We start from the raw sequence: 18,742 nt of genomic DNA on the forward strand, positions 1-18,742 counted from the left end.
AAGCTCTCCCTTAGCGTCCGAGGCTAAGGGAGAGCTTTTTTTCATTTTTCATAAGGGAGATCACTCCTAACTTTCGTTCTCCTCTAGCACAGATGAACAGAACAATATCATTGATTTGTATGCATGAATGACAAAAATACAAATAATCCGTGCACAAACCGACATAGCAACTGAGAAGCGCAGCGCTTATCATCAGAGGTAGAAGCATAGCTTGTCCAATCCAATCAAGGTGGTGCTTATTAATATGACAAAACCGCTTATCGGCATTCAATTGTATACACTTCGTGATGTTACGGAAACAGATTTGCTCGGAACCATTCGCAAGGTAGCTGAACTGGGTTATGAGGCTGTCGAATTCGCCGGCTTCTTCGGCCACTCGGCAGCTGAGGTCCGCAAGGTATTGGATGAGACAGGCTTGAAAGCGCCTTCGGCACACGTGCCGATGCAATGGTCCGAACCAGAAGACAAGATGTGGGCAGCCTATGAAGAAGCACTCGTATTTGCGAAAGAAATCGGTCTGACTTATATCGTTACACCTTGGGCGCCAATGCCGGAAGTGCCAACGATCGAAGACGTGAACAAGCTGGCCGCAGTGCTGAAGCGTGCATCCGAGCTGGCGCGTGAAGCTGGTTTCATCTATGGCTACCACAACCATGATTTTGAACTGAAGCAAGTAGACGGCGTGACGGTGATGGATCATCTGCTGACGCAGCTTTCGCCAGAAGAGTTGATCGCGGAGTTCGACCTCGGTTGGGTACACATGGGCGGCGCAGTTCCGGTAGACTATATCAACCGTTATGCGGGTCGTGTGCCGCTGGCGCACTTCAAAGACTTCGGCGATGGCACGAAGGATACGGAAATCGGCCGCGGCGTTGTAGATTTCGAGCCGGTATTGGCGGTTGCGGAGCAAGCAGGCATCGAATACTTCATCGTCGAGCAGGAGCAATTCCAAGTCTCGTCGCTGGAAAGCGCGAAGATTTGCTTGGAATACTTCAGACAACGTGGATATTAATCGCTATAATAAATAGCAATGACAAGTGGGACGGTTCGCGAATGAGCGGCCGTCCTCTTGCTGTATGAGAGCGAGGAGAGTATCGAACATGCGAATTGGCGCGATAGAAGCGGGCGGCACGAAGTTTGTATGCGGCATCGGCGATGAGACAGGGGCGATTCATGAGCGGACAAGCTTTCCGACGAATCAACCAGAAGTAACATTGGAGCGAGTGTTGGCGTTTTTTGAAGGGAAGGGCGTAGAGGCCATTGGCATTGGTTCATTCGGGCCGATCGGCGTCAACCCTGCGAGCGCAGATTACGGGCACGTAACGACGACTCCGAAGCCGGGCTGGTCCGGATTCGATTTCCTCGGTACGATGAAGAAACGTTTCGATGTCCCATACGGCTGGGATACGGATGTGAATGCAGCGGCATACGGCGAGTCGGTGTGGGGAGCAGCGCAGGGGCTGAACAGCTGCGTCTACTACACGATTGGCACAGGCGTCGGAGTGGGCGTCTATGCGGAAGGTCGTCTCGTGCACGGCCTTGTTCATCCGGAGGGAGGCCATGTGTTGACACGCCGGCATCCTGAGGATACCTTTGCAGGCTGCTGCCCTTACCACGGCGACTGCTTGGAAGGAATGGCGGCTGGCCCTGCAATCGAGAAGCGATGGGGAATCAAAGGCAGCGAGCTGACCGTAGACCATCCGGCATGGGCAATGGAGGCATTCTACATTGGGCAAGCGGTGGCCAATAGCGTGCTTATGCTGTCCCCGCAAAAGGTCATTCTCGGCGGCGGCGTTATGCACCAACAGCAGCTGTTCCCAATCATCCGAGCCGAAGTAAAACGTCTGTTGAACGGCTACGTAAGTGCCTCCCAACTGACAGATGACATCGACAGCTATATCGTCCAACCAGGCCTCGGCGACAACGCCGGTCTGTGCGGCGCACTAGCCCTCGGATTAGCGGCTGCGAAACAATCCCATTCATAGTTGTCAAAAAGGGCTGTTCGCGCAGTCGAAGTCGCAGCAGACTTCGTCCTAGCACGAACAGCCCTTTGTTGTCGGCGTCTCACGCAGGGAGCCGCGCGAAGCGTGACGGAACGGTACGTGGCCGTGACCGTAGTCAACCTCATGCTCGTTGATAGGATAAGTGTAGTAAAACTATACTTATTCCACGATATCGCATCTTCAACAACCAATAAGTGCTGTAAAACCGCGCCTAATGCGGCTCTCAGTACGAATATCTACACCACATAATCCATTAAGTAATGCTTAACATTACTTAATCCTCCAACTATATAGCCCGGACAAAAATAAGCGCGAAACTAGCAGAGCTCTTATTTCTGTTCGACCACAACACACCACCCCGTTCGAACAAAAGCTGTGCCCCCAAAGGGGCACGCGACTCTCAGCACGCAGCATCCCACTCGCGACTCTGTCCGCAACCGCCACCTTCCGGGGTCCAGGTATAAAGTTTCCGTAGGAAGCTACTTCGGAAGCATACCTAGTCCCATAGGAGCCTCCCTGGCAGGGAAGCTGACAAGTGCGCACCTACCTGTCGTCCCCGCTGCTCTAACGGACTGAACCGACGCTATTTGCACCAAATCAAACACTTCAGATTCTAGCGGACTCAGGTGCGCTTATATGATGGTTTTTCTCGTATGAAGCCCATACTCCACACAAATAGAGCTTGTGTAGTCCGTTACATCTCAAAACGAGCTATTCAACAGTAATTAGCGCTTCTGTGGTCCGTTACAGTAATAGAGTGAGGAACAAGCGAGTAGCAAGGCAGGCGGAGAGACTGGAACGAAACTCGAACAATAGCTGTGTCCATTAGCGGCTCAATGTCCGTCACAGCAATAGAGTGAGTGCCAGGCGAGAAACTGGCAGTCAGAGTAACTCAAACGAAAGCTCGAACAAAAGCTGTGCCCCGAAAGGGGCATGCGACACCCAGCTCGCATCATCTCATCCGCGTCTCTGTCCCGCTACCAACCCCTTCCGGGGGCCAGGGGACGGGAGTCCCATGGGGCCCTCCCTAGCAGGGAGGGTTTGGTTGGGTAGAAATGTTGTTGGGTAGAAATGTTGAAATATCGGGGTCAGGGGCAGAGCCCCTAGAGTTGCAGGTGTACAAACGGGGTCCAAGGGGCGTAGCCCCTGAAATCCTCCCTAGCAGGGAGGACTCAGGAGGGTGGTCAAATCGGTTTCCGCCGGAAATACATTTGCCCCACCACAAAGAATAGAACAAAACTCACACTTATGACCGAACACAGTGTCGTCATCGACAGATGGAAGGCATCAGGTCCGTCATCAAGCTGCTGAGACAGCATGACGAGCACCGGCTGGTCCCACGGATAGTACGGTGCAAAGCGCTCCGAGTTCGCGATAATGATGTTCGGCAGCGTGAAGATCGCGTTAATCGCGAGCGGCGCTGCGAAGCTGGCCCATGCGACGGATACGCCCATCTGCAGGGAGGCCAGCGGCATGCATGCGAGCCAGCTGCCGATCAAGCTGAACAACAGACCCGGCCATTGAATCGGGTCCGTATAGCCCTTGATCGTTCCAACAAGAAGCAGCGCGCCGAGGAACACAGCCTGCGTGGCAAGCAGGAGCAGCATGACCGAAACGAACTTGCCGATGTACACCGCACCTCGGCTGACCGGCAGCGCAAGCAGCTGCTTCCAACCGCCGCCGGCGTGCTCCAGGCGACATACTGACGCGGAGAACACGCCTGCGAGCAGAGGCATCAGCAGCAGCGCATGCATGATGCCCATCGTATGCAGCAGCTCATCCCACTGATTGCCGCCGCTCATGTCATCGCTTTCGAGCAACCCAATTAGAGAACAAAGAGCAGGACTAACGAATATTAACCACAGAATCGGCGACTTGCGCCATTTGATCCATTCGGAACGTAAGACAGCCCACATGTCATTTCACGTCCTTTCTAACGAAATGGACGCTTCCTGCAACGTAAATCAAGAGTCCAACAGTCAAGCCGAGCGCAGCAGGGATGAGCGGTTCATTCCACTGATTGTCGAGCATCGGCCATTTGTAGGGGACGAAGTCTCCGAGCGTCATGCCGAACATGGAGACGACCGTTCCCAGGACGCCGACCGTAAGCGGAATCGCTTGATTCGCCAGCGAGACGGACAACCACAGCTGCACGGCCCCGATCGGCAGTGCTGCTAGCAGCGGGAGATAGCTGACTCGCAGCAGCTCGGTATAAGGGATGTCAGTCCCGAGGGATAAACATAATCCGAGCACGACAGTGCCAACCGCCAGCATGGTGCATGCGGCAAACATTAGCCCCATAAGCAGCACGAACTTAGCGGCGTACACGGATAGGCGGGACAGCGGCAGCGCCAACGTCTGTTTCCACGAGTTCGTCGCATGCTCAACGCCAGCGATCATCGAAGCGATAATGGCTAAGCCCATAATGAGCGAGGGTACCGCGAGAAAATGCATTTCGCTTAGCATATGGCCCCAAGGGTTGTCGGCATTGAGCTTCATCAGATAGTCGTACCGAAGCGCATAGTTGGCAGCTTGCAGCAGGACGACGCCGAAGCCTCCGGCTGCGATTAGCGGCCATATCGCCTTGCGGCGGATTTTGAGCCGTTCGACGGCAAGCAGCTGGAGCAGCATCATAAGCTCTCCTCTCCGTCGGTCAGCTTCAGGAATAAGTCCTCAAGCGATTGCCGAACTTCCTCGACGCGGTACACCTCAATGCCGCTCTCCACCAGCGTTCGAACATAATAGGCGGCGATCTCGTCATCCACCGAATCGACCAGAATGCGATTGGCGCCCTCATCGTACGCGGCCCCGGCTCGCGGCGTCTCCGCTGCTGCCGCAGATTCGGCACGAACGCCAATAGCAGAGAGTACCTTAGTCGCTTGAGGAACAGCACCAACCCGCAGTGATAAGCGTCCCTTCGAACGGCCTCTCAGTGACTCGATCGATTCTTGCGCGATAAGCCTGCCCTGCGCGATAATGCCGACCTGCGTCGCCATCTGTTCGATCTCCGAGAGCAGGTGGCTGGACACGACGATTGTAATGCCATGCTGCTGAGGCATGCTCTTGATCAGCTCGCGCATCTCAAGAATGCCGGATGGATCAAGGCCGTTCGTCGGTTCATCGAGAATGAGCAGCTCGGGGTTGCCGAGCAGCGCAGTCGCGATGCCAAGCCGCTGCTTCATGCCAAGCGAATAGCCTTTGACAGGGCGGCCAGCGTCCTTCGTCAGCCTTACAATCGACAATACCTCGTCAATACGCCCTACAGGGACGCCGAGGATGCGGCGGACAGCCTCTAGGTTCTCGCGTCCGGTCAGATGGCCATAGTAGGACGGGTACTCGACAAGCGAGCCGACGCGGCGAAGCACCTCGATGCGATTGCTCTTCAGCTCCTGTCCGAACAGTTTAACCGAGCCTCGAGTTGGACGAATTAATCCGAGCAGCATGCGGATCGTAGTTGTTTTGCCGGCGCCGTTCGGACCGAGGAAGCCATATATTTCACCACGGCCCACGCGCAAATTCAAATCTTGGACGAGCGCCTTGCGCCCAATGGCTTTGGTCAGACCGGAAGTTTCAATTACCCATTCGTTATTCGTTTTCATAGGATTCGATCACCTCGAAACCCATTGTAGCGCGTGAAGGTTAAACAAACGGGAGGGTGAAGTTTAAATTTGGTTTAAACCTTGCAGTGTAATGCGGGTACCTGCCGTGGAGCTGTCGATCGTAAGCTGCAGTCCCATTTCCTTCGCCATCAGTGAGACGATGCTTAGGCCGATGCCCGAGCCTCTCTCACCAGATTCGCTGTCCATCCCGGGACCTTGATCGACGAATGAGATATAGCCGCTGCCGTTGCGCACATACAGCCGGACGAGTGCGTAACCGCCATCGCGGGCATGCCGAAGGATGTTCTGGAACAAATTATCCGCGATCCGTTCCATCCACTGCGGGTCGATCTCCCATCGGAAGCCATGATCCGGCGCGTCCAGCTCCAGTTCGATACCTTGCTGCTCGAAGGCAGCGTACCAGTTCGCGCACAGCTGGCGCAGCAGTCGATTCATATCGATCACCTCGGGGCGATAAGGGTATCGGCCTGCGGAGAGCAGCGTATAGGAGAGCAGGTTGTCGATCAATCGGCTGAGGAAGTCGACTTTTCGATCGATCACCTGCAGCGACTCACGTCCGCGACTGCTGAGCGGCTCTTCGTTAAGCTGAAACGCATGGCCGCGAATGGCCGTGAGCGGTGTACGCAAATCGTGGGACAGGTTGGCGATCAGCTGTCTGCGCAGCTGCTCCTCTTCTGTCTCGCGCAGTCGGCCGTGCTCCAGTTGTTCGATCATCGTATTGAATGCGAACTCCAGTCGGCCAATCTCGTCCTGCTTGCCGACCGTAATACGCCCCGGAATGCCAGGGAAGGCGGCAGCGCTTGAAGTCATCGCCTTCTGCATGTGCAGCAGCCTGCGGGAGATCCGGTAGAAGAACAACCAGGAAGCGCCAATGAACAGGAAGAGAATGATCAGCAGCAGCGCGGGGAAGGCGTAGGACCAATACTTCGCAAACGTTGTATTTTTAAAAGTGGGTGTAATAATCGAGCGCGGCACTTCCAAAATAATGAACCCACTGGACGGTTGATCGCCAATGAAGGCAACGATGGTAAACAGCTCATCGCCGCCGCTGCGCCGCTCCTTCATGAACTGCATGGCATCGGCGGCGGTCCAATGCTGCTGGATCTTTGCATCCTTAGGCAGTTGCAGGCGAGTGTCGCCAGCTGGATCAACCCAGTAGATGGTCGCTTTGCTATAACGCTTGTAGAGCTCCTCCAGCCTCTTCTGGATGGCTTCCTCCGATTTGCCTCCAAGTGCCTTCGCTTCGTTATGCCATTTGTTCTCGAGTTCGATGGCACCGCCGTATATCGCATGCTCCTTCTCGTAAGGCGGATAAATCAGAAACAGAATCGTGACGACAAGGATAAGGGCCAGAGGGATAAGAATGACCGCAACGGACATGAGGATCACATAGCGAGAGACGAGCGAACGGCGGGCGTCCGACAGCCAGTTCCACAATCGCTTCATTGCTTCACCCGGAAGCCGATGCCGCGAATCGTCTCGATGATGGCAGGCACGCTCGGATTGATTTCGATTTTTTCCCGAAGATAGCGAATATGAACGTTCAGCGTTTTGTCGCCGTCCCAGCTGGGCTCGCCCCAGACCGCCTCATAGATCTGCTCCTTGGTCAGAATTTGATTCGGATGGCGCAGCAGGTAGAGGAAGATGTGAAGCTGTTTGCCTGTCAAAATGATTTCATCGCCGCTTCGCTCATCGATAAACATCGGCTTCGATAGGTCAATGGCCAGATGGCCGAGCTTGAGCTGTCCTTGATTGTCAGCCTTGCCATTGCGCCGCAGCAGCACCTCGATCCTGGCGGTAAGCTCTTCGGGGTGGAAAGGCTTCGTCATATAGTCATCAGCGAATTGAAGCCCCTCCAGCTTATCGTCGATTGTGGAGCGGGCAGAGAGCATCAGAATCGGTTTGTCTGGCGCGACGCGCTTCAGCCGCTGACCGACGGTGAAACCATCGAGTCCGGGCAGCATCACGTCGAGAATTACGAGATCGGCGTCGGCCACTCGCTGGGTGGCGCCATCTCCGGAGCGCAGCCAATCGACTGCGAAGCCTCTTCCGGTCAGATGGTTTTGAACGATGCCGCCGATATCCAGATCATCTTCAATATATAAAATCCGCCTCATGGCGAATGCACCTCCTTGGCGTTATTCATTCCCATCATACGAGCACCGCGTCCAAATGAAAAGAGTGGCAGCAATAGTCGGTATTGTGCGGCAATCGCTGTTGTGATACAATAAAATTACTGTTTTTAGGCTTGGCCTGAAACTAACGGGCGTTTGTTCCGTTCAAGGCTTTGACACTAGCGTATGCTTACGAAGGCAGCAATTTACTTACAGGCAGTAGTGTCAGGAAGTAAGAAAATTGCTGTTAGGAGGTGGGAAAGTGGACATTTTATTCAAAATCTTGCTTATCATTGCGGCACTTGGTTTGATCTCTGTCGTGCTTCTTCAGAAAGGTAAGAGTGCAGGTTTGTCCGGCGCCATCTCCGGCGGAGCGGAGCACTTGTTCGGCAAACAAAAAGCACGTGGTCTTGACCTGTTCTTGCAGCGTCTGACGATCGGCTTCGCAGCTAGCTTCTTCATTCTGGCGCTGGTCGTATCTTACTTCGTTAAGAACTAAGTTCATTAAGAACTAAACTCGTTAAATATTAGCTAGGTTGATAGCTAACGACATAAGCGCGAAAGCGCAGAGAAGAAGCAGGACATTGCGTCCTGCTTCTTTTTTGTGTGCAGCCATGCCTACCTACTCTTATGCTGAACTATGATTTCAACTGCACGTTGAAGAAATTAACGACCTCCGCTGCTATACGACGGTGGATATCATTCAAATCGCTGACCCCGTTCATAAGCGGAAGCAGGGGAGATGCACGGTACAGGTCGGTAAAAGCAAGGTGATCAGCGCCAGGGATCACAACGGCACGGGAGCCCGGTGCGGCGAGTGCGTTAGCTTCCCGCATAGGAATCTCCGTCGTAAGTTTATCGTATTGGGCTCTCGTGAGCCCGGCGGACCGAAGCTCCGAATCGCTTGGTTCCTCATCGGTTTCTGTACGTTTCGATTGAAGCAGCAGCAGCGGTTTATCAAGTGGGGTGCTTCTTGCCCCTGTGCCGAACATCGTGCCATCCATGTTGACGGCTGCCTGTATGCGATCGTCGGTGTAGAGCATTTCTACCGCATTTGCTCCACCGAACGAATGGCCCGCCATACCGACATGCGCCAAATCTAGATGACCGGCGAGTAGGAAGCTTGAGTCTGCTCCTGTCCTGTCCAGCTGCGCTAGATGATTAAGCACGAAAGAAGCATCCTTGGCCCATACATCCGCGATCAATGAATCGTTGGAATCCCAGTCGGCAGGCGATGGGAAGGAGTCGGAGTGCATCGTCGTCACCGATCCGTCCTCAAGCTCGGATGCGATGGAGTAATAGGTGTGATTAATCGATACGACAATATAGCCGCTGCTGGCGAGCGCTTCGAACAAGAATGTATCTGTGGCATACAGGCCAGGAAGTCCATGCGAGAACAGGATGACAGGATAACGGGCTTGGCTGGACGAGATAGGAGCATCCGCATAGCCATGCGATTGGATTTGTTTCAAATGCGATAGCAGAAACGAGGGGATATGATACCGTTTCGCAAGGGCAGGTGCCATAGCGCCCCATTCCGGCAAATAAGAGGCATGCGGAAGTCCGGCAACGGCCTCGGAGTCAGCGGGGTACCATATTTGTACCGTAAGCTCCCGATGGTCAGAAGGATCGTCCGTCATCGGCTCCGCGCGGGACTCGTCGGACCAATGGTATAAGGACGTCCCGATCGCATAGCTGCCTTCCGGCTCCTCCAGCGAGAAGACGGGCAGCAGGATTGGCGGCGCAGCGGCAATGACGATCAGAAGGACCGCTAGTACGCCTACGCCTAGTTTACGAACGAAGGATAATCTGCGTCTGAGATTCGTGTGCGCATGAGGGGAACGATAGCTTTTGCGAATAAGGTTAAGGCAGTAAAGCATCATGCAGCTAGACACGATAACAGCAGGCAGTATCGTCCACACGAACGGCTTCGATAACAGGCGAATGAGGTTAAGGACGAGCAGTATGACCGGAATAGCGGTCTGGATCCAGCGTGATTGGGACAATCTCCTCCATGTCAGGACGACCAGCGCTGCGACGACGGAAGCAATGACGGCCATATCCATTCCGTACAAGTTAGGTACACCTCATCGCTCATGAATTTTCTATATATTACCACGCTAGGGGCGCTTCTCAAGCGGAACGAAACATTAAGACATCGTAAAAAATTGATCGGTACATCTTATGCCGCCATCGGATATCGATTATAATGGGTTATCGAACCATTTTTGGTTCGCCGGATTGTAGGAGGTTAACGATGAAGGAAAGATATTCGGTTGAAGAGGTCTGCGAGCGTTATGGCGTAACCGCGCGTACGCTGCATTACTATGAAGAAATCGGCCTATTAAACGATGTTCCGAGAACCGAAGGCGGCCATCGGTATTACGATGAGCGAATTATTGTCCAGCTGGAGCAAATTATTCGGCTGAAGGAAGTGCTCGGCATCTCGCTCCAAGAGGTGAAGACGATCGTAGAGCTGGAGGCCAAGCTGGAACAGATCCGCGGTGCCTATCGCCAAGAGGACAAGGCCGAGGAGAAGACGAAAATTCTCGATCGAGGCGAGCAAGAGCTGCAGCGCTTCATTGACCAAATTGATTCAAGGCTCGATAAGCTTCAGCAGCTTCGCCAAGGGTTCCAACAACGGCTTGATCGCGTGAAGAAACTGAAGGAAACCGGCGCACCGCAAGGCAGCTAGCAGATTCATTGACCTGGCTCACAAGACGCTATTATCTATAAAAAATAATGAACAAGCCTCATGCCTAATTCTACACAATAAAGGCGGGAGGCTTTTTGGCGTTCAACAGGAAAAATTTATATAACATAACATTACGTAAGCGTAAGTTATCGTTTATAATGAGTAAGCTATTTATTTCCAATCGGACAATTTCGAGGAGGAAGGGACCATCATGCCGTCTCATAATCGCAAATGGTGGGTGTTATCGGTTACGAGTTTAGGTTCTTTATTGTCGGCACTTAATTTCAGCACCTTAATTATCGCACTGCCGGATCTCATCACAGGGCTCCATTCGACGCTGCTGCAGGCGATGTGGATCATGCTCTCGTACATGGTGGCTCAGACGGTCGTCGTGCTGATGGCGGGCAGTCTGGCAGACCGGTTCGGGCGCAAGCGGTTGTATATCTGGGGGATGGTGCTGTTTACGATTGTATCGTTGATCTCAGGCTTCGCGGCGGACGCGCCATGGTTAATCATCTTAAGGATTCTACAGGGCATCGGCGGCGCTATGGTGATGGCGAACAGTACGGCGATTGTGGCCGACGCTTTTCCGAAGGAGGAGCTGGGCCGCGCGCTTGGTATCAACATCATGGTCGTTGCTGTCGGTCAGATCATTGGTCCAGTGCTCGGCGGTTGGCTCACGACCGATTACGGCTGGCAGTGGACGTTCTGGTTCAACGTACCGTTCGGTGTCGTCGCCGTGCTGTGGGGCTTGTGGGCAATGGGGATGAAGGACGAGAAGGTGAAGGCTAAGAGCAGCAAGGTCGATCTTGGCGGTATCGTCATGTATTCCTTGTCCGTTACGGGACTGCTCATCGCGCTAACCTGGGGGGCCATTCAGAGCTGGACGTCGCCGGTCGTATGGATATCTGGCATTGTGTTCGTTCTCTGCTTCCCGGTGTTCTTGATGATTGAGAAAAAGCACCCGGCGGCCATTCTGCATCTGCCGCTATTCTTCAATCGGATCTTCTCGCTCGGTATCTTCTCCGCATCGCTGAATGCAATCGCGCGTATGGCGGTTATGTTCATGCTCATCTTCTACTTCCAAGGTGCGCAGTCGTATGATGCATTGGAAGCGGGCATTCTGACGATTCCGCTTGCAGCGGGTATGCTGATTTTCTCGCCGGTAGCAGGCTGGCTCGGCGACCGTTTCGGCGAGACAATGCCAGCGACTGTAGGGTTGTTCATCAGTATGCTGGGGCTGGTCGGACTGGCGCTCGATACGGGCATCACAACGCCTTATTGGCAAATGGGACTGTGGATGACGTTGATCAGCATCGGCTCGGGCCTGTTCAACTCGCCGAACTCAAGCAGCCTGATGAATGCTGCGGGGCCAAAATTCCGCGGCGAAGCTTCGGGCATTCGCTCGCTGACAACGAATGTCGGCATGATGCTGAGCATCGCCTTCTCGATGCCGATCATTACGCACAGCATTCCGCATGAAGCGATGCTGGCTATTTTCTCCGGTACACAGGTCGGTATGGGCGAATCGGCCGATGAGTTGAAGCCGTTCATTACAGGTTTGCATGAAGTGTTCTGGTTCATGGCTGTTCTTATGTTGTTCGCAACGGTTCTGTCCATGCTGCGTGCAGGGCAGGGAAGCAGACGTGGAACGGTGGATGTGTCACAGTAGCTGTATTCAACAGCTAGAAGTTCGTCTTCAGCAAATTGTTTCTCAAAAATCAAGGAGCTTGAAACAAGCTTGAGAAGTTTGAGAGAAGAAGAAACCGAGCTTATTGAGCAGCTAGCTATACTAAAGGGATAGCGCCGCTGAGCAGCAGGAAGGGCCTGATCCGCGTCGATTGACGTTGATCAGGCCCTTCCTGCTGCTTATTAGGACGGTTCGACGCCCCAAGCGAGCGTTCCGTTGACGTAGAGCGTAACCTTGCTGTTATTGACGAAGCTGGTGCTCGCCGTGCTGAACGAGTAGTCATTCGACTCGGAGAAGTTGGACCAGTCGGTCTTGCTGAAGCGGGTTTGAATCTGACCGCTGTTGCCGCCTGCGGCGATGGAGCCAGCTCCCGACTTGAACGTCAATTCGAGATACGTATCGGCTGTTGCTGTTGCCGTCGGCATGGAGACGAATTGTGCTTGGACGTTGTCGCTGCCGATTTGCGCCCAGTCGCAGAAGAAGTTGAAGGCCGTTGCATTGTCCTTCGTGAAGTAGTAGCGCACCTTCAGCGTGCTCATGTCTACGGCGCTTGTTCCGCTGTTCGTAATCATGAACTGTGGTGCTGCCGAGCTGTTGGCTGTATCCGTGTCGTTAGGGCGATATTGGACCGCAAGACCCGTCGTCGTACCGCCGCCAGTAGAAGCCGAAGTAGGGGTGACGGAGACTGTATTCGACGTAGTAGTGCCTGACGTATTGGTCGCAACAACACGGTAGTAGTAAGTCGTGCCACCTGCCGCTGTCGTATCCGTGTACGTTAATGCCGTTAAACTTCCGCTTAGATCAGCGAAGCCGCTGCTGCTGGACGTCGAGCGCTGCACCTTATAAGACACGGCATCAGAGGATGCTGTCCACGACAGCGTCGCCTGTGCGGTTCCTGCTGTACCGGTTACTGTGAAGGAGCCAGGGACGGTCACAACGGGTGTTGTCGTTCCGCCGACCGTGTAAATGTTCGGCTGCGCTGGTGTCGCCATACTATCGCCTAAGTAGAAGCTCGTATGCGGCGGTTGGTTGTATGCGACGTTCTGCCATGCTACGCCAAGACGATAGACGGCGTCATGCATCAGCGTAGGCAGCTTGTATGTCGTAACGGCAGTCGTCGTGTAGAGGCGAAGCGCACTGCTGTCCGTTGTGCGCCAGATGACTTCCTCGCGCCAATCGCCGAGCAGGTCCGCTTGCAGGCTTGGCGTACCCTTTGTCGTGTTGTTGGAAAGCGTGCCTGTTGCCGTCAGTAGGTTCGTGGATTTGCTGTTCGTGTAATCCCACTTATCGATCTTGCCAACACCAGCGCTGATGCTGGAGTCGTACGTATGGTCAAGCAGCTCGCGCAGCAGATCGCCGTCCCACCAGATCGCGAAGTTTATCGAAGGCGTGGAGGATGTAATGGTTGTGCCCGTGACGGAGTGAACGCCGACGCCGGACGCCCACTGTTCCTCGCCTTTATAGCGTGGATCGATATCCGCAGACAAGCCTCGGCCGGTATCCGTGCCTGTATATTGCCCCCACAAAATCTCGCCTGTTGCCGCATCATGCACTTCCGCCCCATAAGTCGCACTGGTGCTCTCGTGAACATCGAATACTTCGAGCCCTGGACGATCCGGGTTCAAATCTCCGACATGCAGCGCATCACCATGGCCAAGGCCCGTCGTATACTGCTTAGAACCGTCGTCATTAAGTGCCATTGCGCCATAAATAATTTCATCTTTGCCATCGCTGTCAACATCCGCGATACTCAGCTGATGGTTGCCCTGGCCGGCGTAGGAGCTGTTGCCTGAAGTGCTCGAATCGAACGTCCAGCGCTTCGTCAGCGTGCCATCGCGCCAGTCATATGCGACAAGAACAGTTCGTGTGTAATAGCCGCGTGCCATAATGAAGCTTGGACGAACGCCATCGAGGTAGGCGACGCCTGCGAGGAAGCGGTCAACCCGGTTGCCATAGCTGTCTCCCCAGCTGGAGACTGTTCCGCGTGCGGGCTCGTAACTGGATGTGTTGAGGATTTTACCATTGCTGCCTGCGAACACGGTGAGGTACTCCGATCCGCTCAGAACGTAACCGCTGGAGTTGCGATAATCAGCCGTCGAGCTGCCGATAACCGTGCCTGTGCCGTCCGTCGTTCCGTCTGCTGTCTTGCAGACAACTTCGGCTTTGCCGTCACCGTCGAGATCATAGACGAGGAATTGCGTATAGTGTGCGCCAGCGCGAATGTTTTTGCCAAGATCGATGCGCCACAGCCGCGTGCCATCCAGTTCATAGGCATCGAGATACACGTTGCCCGTATAGCCGGATTGCGAATTGTCCTTGGAATTGGACGGGTCCCATTTGAGTACAATTTCGTAATCGCCATCGCCGTCCAAGTCGCCGACGCTCGCGTCGTTCGCGCTGTACGTGTAGCTGACGCCGTCCGGCGTCGTGCCTCCGGCAGGCTTTTGAATCGGGATGTCCTTGTAATTGTTACTCCACACGGAAGCCGAGGTGGATTGTGCTTGCACTGCACTATTAACCACGGCTGCGACGGTGTAGGTGTTGCTGGCTGTGCCCGCTGTATCGACGTAGTTCGTACTATTCGTGATCGGTGTTGAGGTAATCAAGGTGCCGTTGCGGTAAACGTTGAAACTGGTGGAGGCGGCTTCCGTGCCGAGCAGGCGCCAGCTTAAGTAGACGCCGTTGCTGACTTTGACAGCGACTAGCCCGCGGTTAAGAAACTCCATTTGCCGCGCTGATGCGGCATAGGCGGAATCAGGGTGCTGCGGAAGCAGCGGAAGGGCGATCAATGCGGCCATTGCCGCGGTCATCAGCTTGCGCATCGGCTTGTGCCAAGTCGTGCTCATAGAGCGAAACATAATAGTCCTCCTTACAGTAATGGATTAGCGAGTTCTCAGCTGAGGGGGCAGCTGGATAACGCTTACATTTTTATTGTAAGGGTGGATGAGCCGCGTAAATAGAGGGCTGCAGGAGCAATTGCGGTATGCTTCGCAGCGTTCGAATTGTTCACCTATTAATATTTCGATCAATGCAAAGAGCGTGAGCGAAAGACGTATAGAACGTTAGAGATTAATGAGCGAAATTAGTTTCGAAAATCAATCGAATGCGTAAGTCGAAAGGCCTCGGACAAGATCGGCTGGCTGCGAATACAATAAATCATGGGTCGAACGGTTCAGCAGTGCGGCAGAAGAGAGGGGAGACGGCGCTATTTTTCATCAGGAAGCGGATGAAGGACGGCTGTTTCGTGTATACTGAATGGTATATGAAAATATATCCTTATTTGTCGAACTACAAGGGACCCGGTAGTGTAGAGTCGGGGGCGGAGGAATCATGAGCTTAGAGCAGGACTTGCTTGATTTTATGAAAGAAACGGCATATAAGCCGATGACCTATCAGGAGTTGGAGCAGCACTTCGGAATCGAAGATGCGTCGGATTTCCGCGCATTCCTCAAGCTGCTGAATGAGCTCGAAGAGTCGGGCCAAATTGTCCGTACGCGCAATGATCGCTACGGTGTAATTGAACGGATGAATCTCGTGCGCGGCCGCGTGCAGGCGCATGCGAAGGGATTCGCTTTCCTCATTCCGGAGGAGAAGGATCAGCCGGATGTATATTTGCATGCGAACGATCTGAAGAGTGCGATGAATGGCGATATCGTGCTCGTTCGAATCACGTCCCAGAGCGAAGGCGGCGGACGTATGGAGGGCGAGGTTGTCCGCGTTGTGACGCGCGCCGTGACGCAGGTAGTCGGCACATTCGACAACCATGAGGCGTACGGGTTCGTACTGCCGGACGACAAGCGGATTAACCGCGATATTTTCGTCCCTAGAGGGCAGTTCGGTGGTGCGGTCTCGGGGCAAAAGGTCGTCGTGCGCATTACCGCCTATCCAGAAGGACGCGCTGCAGCGCAAGGCGAGGTTATCGAGGTGCTCGGTCATAAGGATGATCCGGGCGTCGATATTCTGTCGATTATCCGCAAGCATCAATTACCGGAAGGGTTCCCGGACGATGTGATGGCGGAAGCGGAAGCAGCGCCGGATTCGATTACCGAGGAAGAGATCGTGAAGCAAGGTCGCCGCGATCTGCGGAATGAGACGATCGTCACGATCGACGGTGAAGATGCGAAGGACTTGGACGATGCGGTCCATGTCGTACGTCTGGAGAACGGCAACTATAAGCTGGGCGTTCATATTGCAGACGTTGGCTACTATGTACGCGAGCGCTCGGCGCTTGATCAAGAAGCGTACCGTCGCGGCTGCAGCGTCTACCTTGTAGACCGCGTTATTCCGATGCTGCCGCATCGGCTGTCGAACGGCATTTGCTCGCTTAACCCGCAGGTAGATCGGTTAACGATGTCGTGCGAGATGGAATTTGATCCGAACACGATGAAGCGGGTGCGTCATGAGGTGTTCACGAGCGTAATCCGGACGACGGAACGGATGACGTATACGAACGTGAAGCGTATTCTGACGGCAACGGAAGAAGAGCCGGAGCTGGAGCTCAAGGAACGCTATGCGGGGCTGCTGGACATGTTCTCGCTGATGGAAGAGCTGGCGATGAAGCTTCGCCGCAAACGGATGAAGCGCGGCGCGATCGACTTCGACTTCCAAGAGTCGAAGGTTATCGTGGATTCAGAGGGTAAACCGGTGGATATCGTGAAGCGTGAACGCTCAATCGCAGAGATGATCATTGAGGAGTTCATGTTGGCGGCGAACGAGACGGTCGCGGAGCATTTCCACTGGCTGCGCGTACCGTTCCTGTACCGGATCCACGAAGATCCAGACGGTGAGAAGCTGCTGCACTTCATGCAGATCGTTTCGAACTTCGGCTATGTAGTCAAAGGCAAAGGGAATTCGGTTCATCCGCGTGCCCTGCAGACGCTGCTGGAGGAGATTCAAGGCACGAAGGAGCAGACGGTCATCTCGACGATGATGCTTCGCTCGATGAAGCAGGCGAAATACGATGCGGAATGCTTGGGTCACTTCGGGCTTGCGGCGGAGTTCTACTCCCACTTCACGTCGCCAATCCGGCGTTATCCGGACCTTGTCATTCACCGCGTTATGCGCGAGGTGCTCGAGAACGGCGGGGCGATGCCGGAGGAGAGGGTGGAAGCGCTGGCTCCACGCATGCAGGACATCGCTCAGCAGTCGTCGGAGCGAGAGCGCGTCGCTGTAGATGCGGAGCGGGATACCGACAAGCTGAAGAAGTGCGAGTACATGCTCGATAAGGTCGGCGAGGAGTTCGACGGCATCGTCAGCAGTATCACGAGCTTTGGTATGTTCGTGGAGCTGGACAATACGGTTGACGGCTTGATCCGACTCAGCCAGCTGACGGATGATTATTATCATTTCCACGAGCTGCACATGGTGCTGATCGGGGAACGGACGTCGAAGGTATACCGGATCGGTGATGAAGTGAAGATCCGCATCGCGGATGTGAACATGGATGAGCTGACCATCGACTTCGAGATGGTCGACATGAAGCCGCGCAGCAGCGGCGGTTTCCGCGGCTTCGCCGACTTCGGCGGCAATGGCGGACGCAGCGGTGCGGCGGCGAAGCGCGCACGCGGCGGATTTGGCCGCGATGAGCGGCCAGGGCGCGGCCCGGCGGCACGCGGCGGTGGCGGCGCGCAAGGCGGCGGCCCGGGACGCGGCAAGCGCGGAGCGGGCGGCGGTGCGCCGAGCGCAGGCGGACGCGGCGGTGCGCATGGCGCTGGCGAAGCGGCGAGCGGAGGAGCAGGCCGCGGACGGCGCGGCGGCCGAAGCGGCGGCGGCGAGTACGCGCTGGGCGCGGGCGAGCGCGGCACGTGGGGCGCAGGCGAAGCCGTGAGCGGCGGAGCGGGCCGCGGACGTCGCGGCCGTAGAGGCGACGGCGGCGAGCAGGGCGGAGCAGCGCTCCGCACGGAAGCGCCAGCAGGCAATGAAGTGTTCGACGCACCAATCGATCATGATGCAGGTGCGGTATGGAGCACGCGCCCACCACGTAAGGAGCGCAAGCCAAAGCTTGATATGTGGGGCTTGCCGGTTCCGACAAGCAATAATCCACGCCGAGATGACGGCGGCGAGCGCGACGATGGCACCTACCAGCCGGGCAACGGTCGACGCAGCGGCGGCAATCGCCGATCAGGCGGAGCGCCAGGCGGCGGTGGCGGATTTGGCGCACAAGGCGGACGCTCATCCAGCGGCCGTAAGCGTCCGGGTCAGGGCGGCAGCATGAACGCTGGCAACGGTGGCGGTGGCAGCCGTCTGTCTAGTGGCAGCGAGGGTGGTAACCCAGGTGGCGGCGGTAAGCCGCGCAAGAAGAAAAAAGGCGGCGGCGGTAACGCAACGGCTGCTTTCGTAAGAAAGAATCGAAAATAAGCATTAGATAAAGAAGGGCATACAGCTGTCAGCCGAAATGGTGGAAAGCTGCATGCCCTTCTTATTTTGCACAGCCGAACCCGAATGGAACTGAGCGGTGTACATAAATGCGCAAAGCCTCAGGCGAATCGGGACGTCCATCCATCGATTCGCGAGAGGCTGCAGTTTAAGCTATATGTTGCTGCATTTGTCTATTCAGGCTGCTGGCGTTAGTCGCCGGTTGAATCTTTTGTATCGCCGGTTTTGGAATGAGTATTCTGACT

The 18,742-nt window shown here is 55.0% G+C and carries 13 protein-coding genes; 6 read left to right on the forward strand and 7 right to left on the reverse strand.

What is annotated here, in order from left to right; all coding sequences use genetic code 11:
• The first annotated feature begins 244 nt into the window (after positions 1-244).
• Together DFQ01_RS11570 and DFQ01_RS11575 are read left to right on the forward strand one after the other, a co-directional pair.
• Positions 245-1,012: a sugar phosphate isomerase/epimerase family protein gene (locus tag DFQ01_RS11570; protein WP_110044050.1), complete on the forward strand. Its 768-nt coding sequence runs from the start codon at positions 245-247 to the stop codon at positions 1,010-1,012.
• A gap of 88 nt (positions 1,013-1,100) precedes the next feature.
• Entirely contained in the window at positions 1,101-1,985 is an 885-nt protein-coding gene (locus DFQ01_RS11575) for an ROK family protein (RefSeq protein WP_110044051.1), read from the forward strand.
• 1,202 nt (positions 1,986-3,187) lie between these two features.
• On the opposite strand, the gene DFQ01_RS11580 is transcribed toward DFQ01_RS11575, so the two are convergent.
• The 5 genes from DFQ01_RS11580 to DFQ01_RS11600 all read right to left on the reverse strand — a co-directional run bounded on the left by DFQ01_RS11580 (position 3,188) and on the right by DFQ01_RS11600 (position 7,740).
• Positions 3,188-3,919, reverse strand: coding sequence for an ABC transporter permease (locus DFQ01_RS11580; RefSeq protein WP_110044052.1), 732 nt, complete (start codon positions 3,917-3,919; stop codon positions 3,188-3,190).
• Position 3,920: 1 nt separating this feature from the next.
• Complete coding sequence (locus DFQ01_RS11585) at positions 3,921-4,637, reverse strand: ABC transporter permease (RefSeq protein WP_245946632.1); 717 nt, start codon at positions 4,635-4,637, stop codon at positions 3,921-3,923.
• Complete coding sequence (locus tag DFQ01_RS11590) at positions 4,634-5,602, reverse strand: ABC transporter ATP-binding protein (RefSeq protein WP_110044054.1); 969 nt, start codon at positions 5,600-5,602, stop codon at positions 4,634-4,636. The genes DFQ01_RS11585 and DFQ01_RS11590 overlap by 4 nt, the downstream gene beginning before the upstream one ends.
• 63 nt (positions 5,603-5,665) lie before the next feature.
• Positions 5,666-7,069: a sensor histidine kinase gene (locus tag DFQ01_RS11595; protein ID WP_110044055.1), complete on the reverse strand. Its 1,404-nt coding sequence runs from the start codon at positions 7,067-7,069 to the stop codon at positions 5,666-5,668.
• Complete coding sequence (locus tag DFQ01_RS11600; protein ID WP_110044056.1) at positions 7,066-7,740, reverse strand: response regulator transcription factor; 675 nt, start codon at positions 7,738-7,740, stop codon at positions 7,066-7,068. Before DFQ01_RS11600 ends, DFQ01_RS11595 begins: the two co-directional genes overlap by 4 nt.
• 259 nt (positions 7,741-7,999) lie before the next feature.
• On the opposite strand from DFQ01_RS11600, the gene secG reads away from it, so the two are divergent.
• Positions 8,000-8,236 (forward strand): preprotein translocase subunit SecG, encoded by a 237-nt coding sequence (secG, locus tag DFQ01_RS11605; protein WP_006039580.1) that lies wholly within the window; start codon positions 8,000-8,002, stop codon positions 8,234-8,236.
• 139 nt (positions 8,237-8,375) lie between these two features.
• On the opposite strand, the gene DFQ01_RS11610 is transcribed toward secG, so the two are convergent.
• On the reverse strand, positions 8,376-9,803 hold the full coding sequence (locus DFQ01_RS11610; RefSeq protein ID WP_245946649.1) for an alpha/beta hydrolase family protein: 1,428 nt from the start codon (positions 9,801-9,803) through the stop codon (positions 8,376-8,378).
• A 191-nt stretch (positions 9,804-9,994) separates the two neighbouring features.
• On the opposite strand from DFQ01_RS11610, the gene DFQ01_RS11615 reads away from it, so the two are divergent.
• Both DFQ01_RS11615 and DFQ01_RS11620 read left to right on the forward strand, forming a co-directional pair.
• Positions 9,995-10,432 (forward strand): helix-turn-helix domain-containing protein, encoded by a 438-nt coding sequence (locus DFQ01_RS11615; RefSeq protein WP_174812480.1) that lies wholly within the window; start codon positions 9,995-9,997, stop codon positions 10,430-10,432.
• Between the two features lie 211 nt (positions 10,433-10,643).
• Positions 10,644-12,104, forward strand: coding sequence for an MFS transporter (locus tag DFQ01_RS11620; protein WP_110044059.1), 1,461 nt, complete (start codon positions 10,644-10,646; stop codon positions 12,102-12,104).
• A gap of 200 nt (positions 12,105-12,304) precedes the next feature.
• Here DFQ01_RS11620 and DFQ01_RS11625 read toward each other — a convergent pair whose 3' ends face one another.
• Positions 12,305-14,920, reverse strand: coding sequence for a rhamnogalacturonan lyase family protein (locus DFQ01_RS11625; RefSeq protein WP_425452389.1), 2,616 nt, complete (start codon positions 14,918-14,920; stop codon positions 12,305-12,307).
• 532 nt (positions 14,921-15,452) lie between these two features.
• On the opposite strand from DFQ01_RS11625, the gene rnr reads away from it, so the two are divergent.
• On the forward strand, positions 15,453-18,479 hold the full coding sequence (gene rnr / locus DFQ01_RS11635; RefSeq protein ID WP_110044062.1) for a ribonuclease R: 3,027 nt from the start codon (positions 15,453-15,455) through the stop codon (positions 18,477-18,479).
• Positions 18,480-18,742: the final 263 nt, after the last annotated feature.

It is taken from the genome of Paenibacillus cellulosilyticus, assembly GCF_003182255.1.
GTDB lineage: Bacteria > Bacillota > Bacilli > Paenibacillales > Paenibacillaceae > Paenibacillus_T > Paenibacillus_T cellulosilyticus.

What these genes read in the sequence shown, in the direction of transcription:
- DFQ01_RS11595 (WP_110044055.1), bottom strand. Translation starts at nt 7,069, where the DNA reads ATGAAGCGATTGTGGAACTGGCTGTCGGACGCCCGCCGTTCGCTCGTC.
- rnr (WP_110044062.1), top strand. Translation starts at nt 15,453, where the DNA reads ATGAGCTTAGAGCAGGACTTGCTTGATTTTATGAAAGAAACGGCATAT.
- DFQ01_RS11625 (WP_425452389.1), bottom strand. Translation starts at nt 14,920, where the DNA reads ATGGCCGCATTGATCGCCCTTCCGCTGCTTCCGCAGCACCCTGATTCC.
- DFQ01_RS11585 (WP_245946632.1), bottom strand. Translation starts at nt 4,637, where the DNA reads ATGATGCTGCTCCAGCTGCTTGCCGTCGAACGGCTCAAAATCCGCCGC.
- DFQ01_RS11570 (WP_110044050.1), top strand. Translation starts at nt 245, where the DNA reads ATGACAAAACCGCTTATCGGCATTCAATTGTATACACTTCGTGATGTT.
- DFQ01_RS11600 (WP_110044056.1), bottom strand. Translation starts at nt 7,740, where the DNA reads ATGAGGCGGATTTTATATATTGAAGATGATCTGGATATCGGCGGCATC.
- DFQ01_RS11620 (WP_110044059.1), top strand. Translation starts at nt 10,644, where the DNA reads ATGCCGTCTCATAATCGCAAATGGTGGGTGTTATCGGTTACGAGTTTA.
- DFQ01_RS11590 (WP_110044054.1), bottom strand. Translation starts at nt 5,602, where the DNA reads ATGAAAACGAATAACGAATGGGTAATTGAAACTTCCGGTCTGACCAAA.
- DFQ01_RS11610 (WP_245946649.1), bottom strand. Translation starts at nt 9,803, where the DNA reads ATGGATATGGCCGTCATTGCTTCCGTCGTCGCAGCGCTGGTCGTCCTG.
- DFQ01_RS11615 (WP_174812480.1), top strand. Translation starts at nt 9,995, where the DNA reads ATGAAGGAAAGATATTCGGTTGAAGAGGTCTGCGAGCGTTATGGCGTA.
- DFQ01_RS11580 (WP_110044052.1), bottom strand. Translation starts at nt 3,919, where the DNA reads ATGTGGGCTGTCTTACGTTCCGAATGGATCAAATGGCGCAAGTCGCCG.
- DFQ01_RS11575 (WP_110044051.1), top strand. Translation starts at nt 1,101, where the DNA reads ATGCGAATTGGCGCGATAGAAGCGGGCGGCACGAAGTTTGTATGCGGC.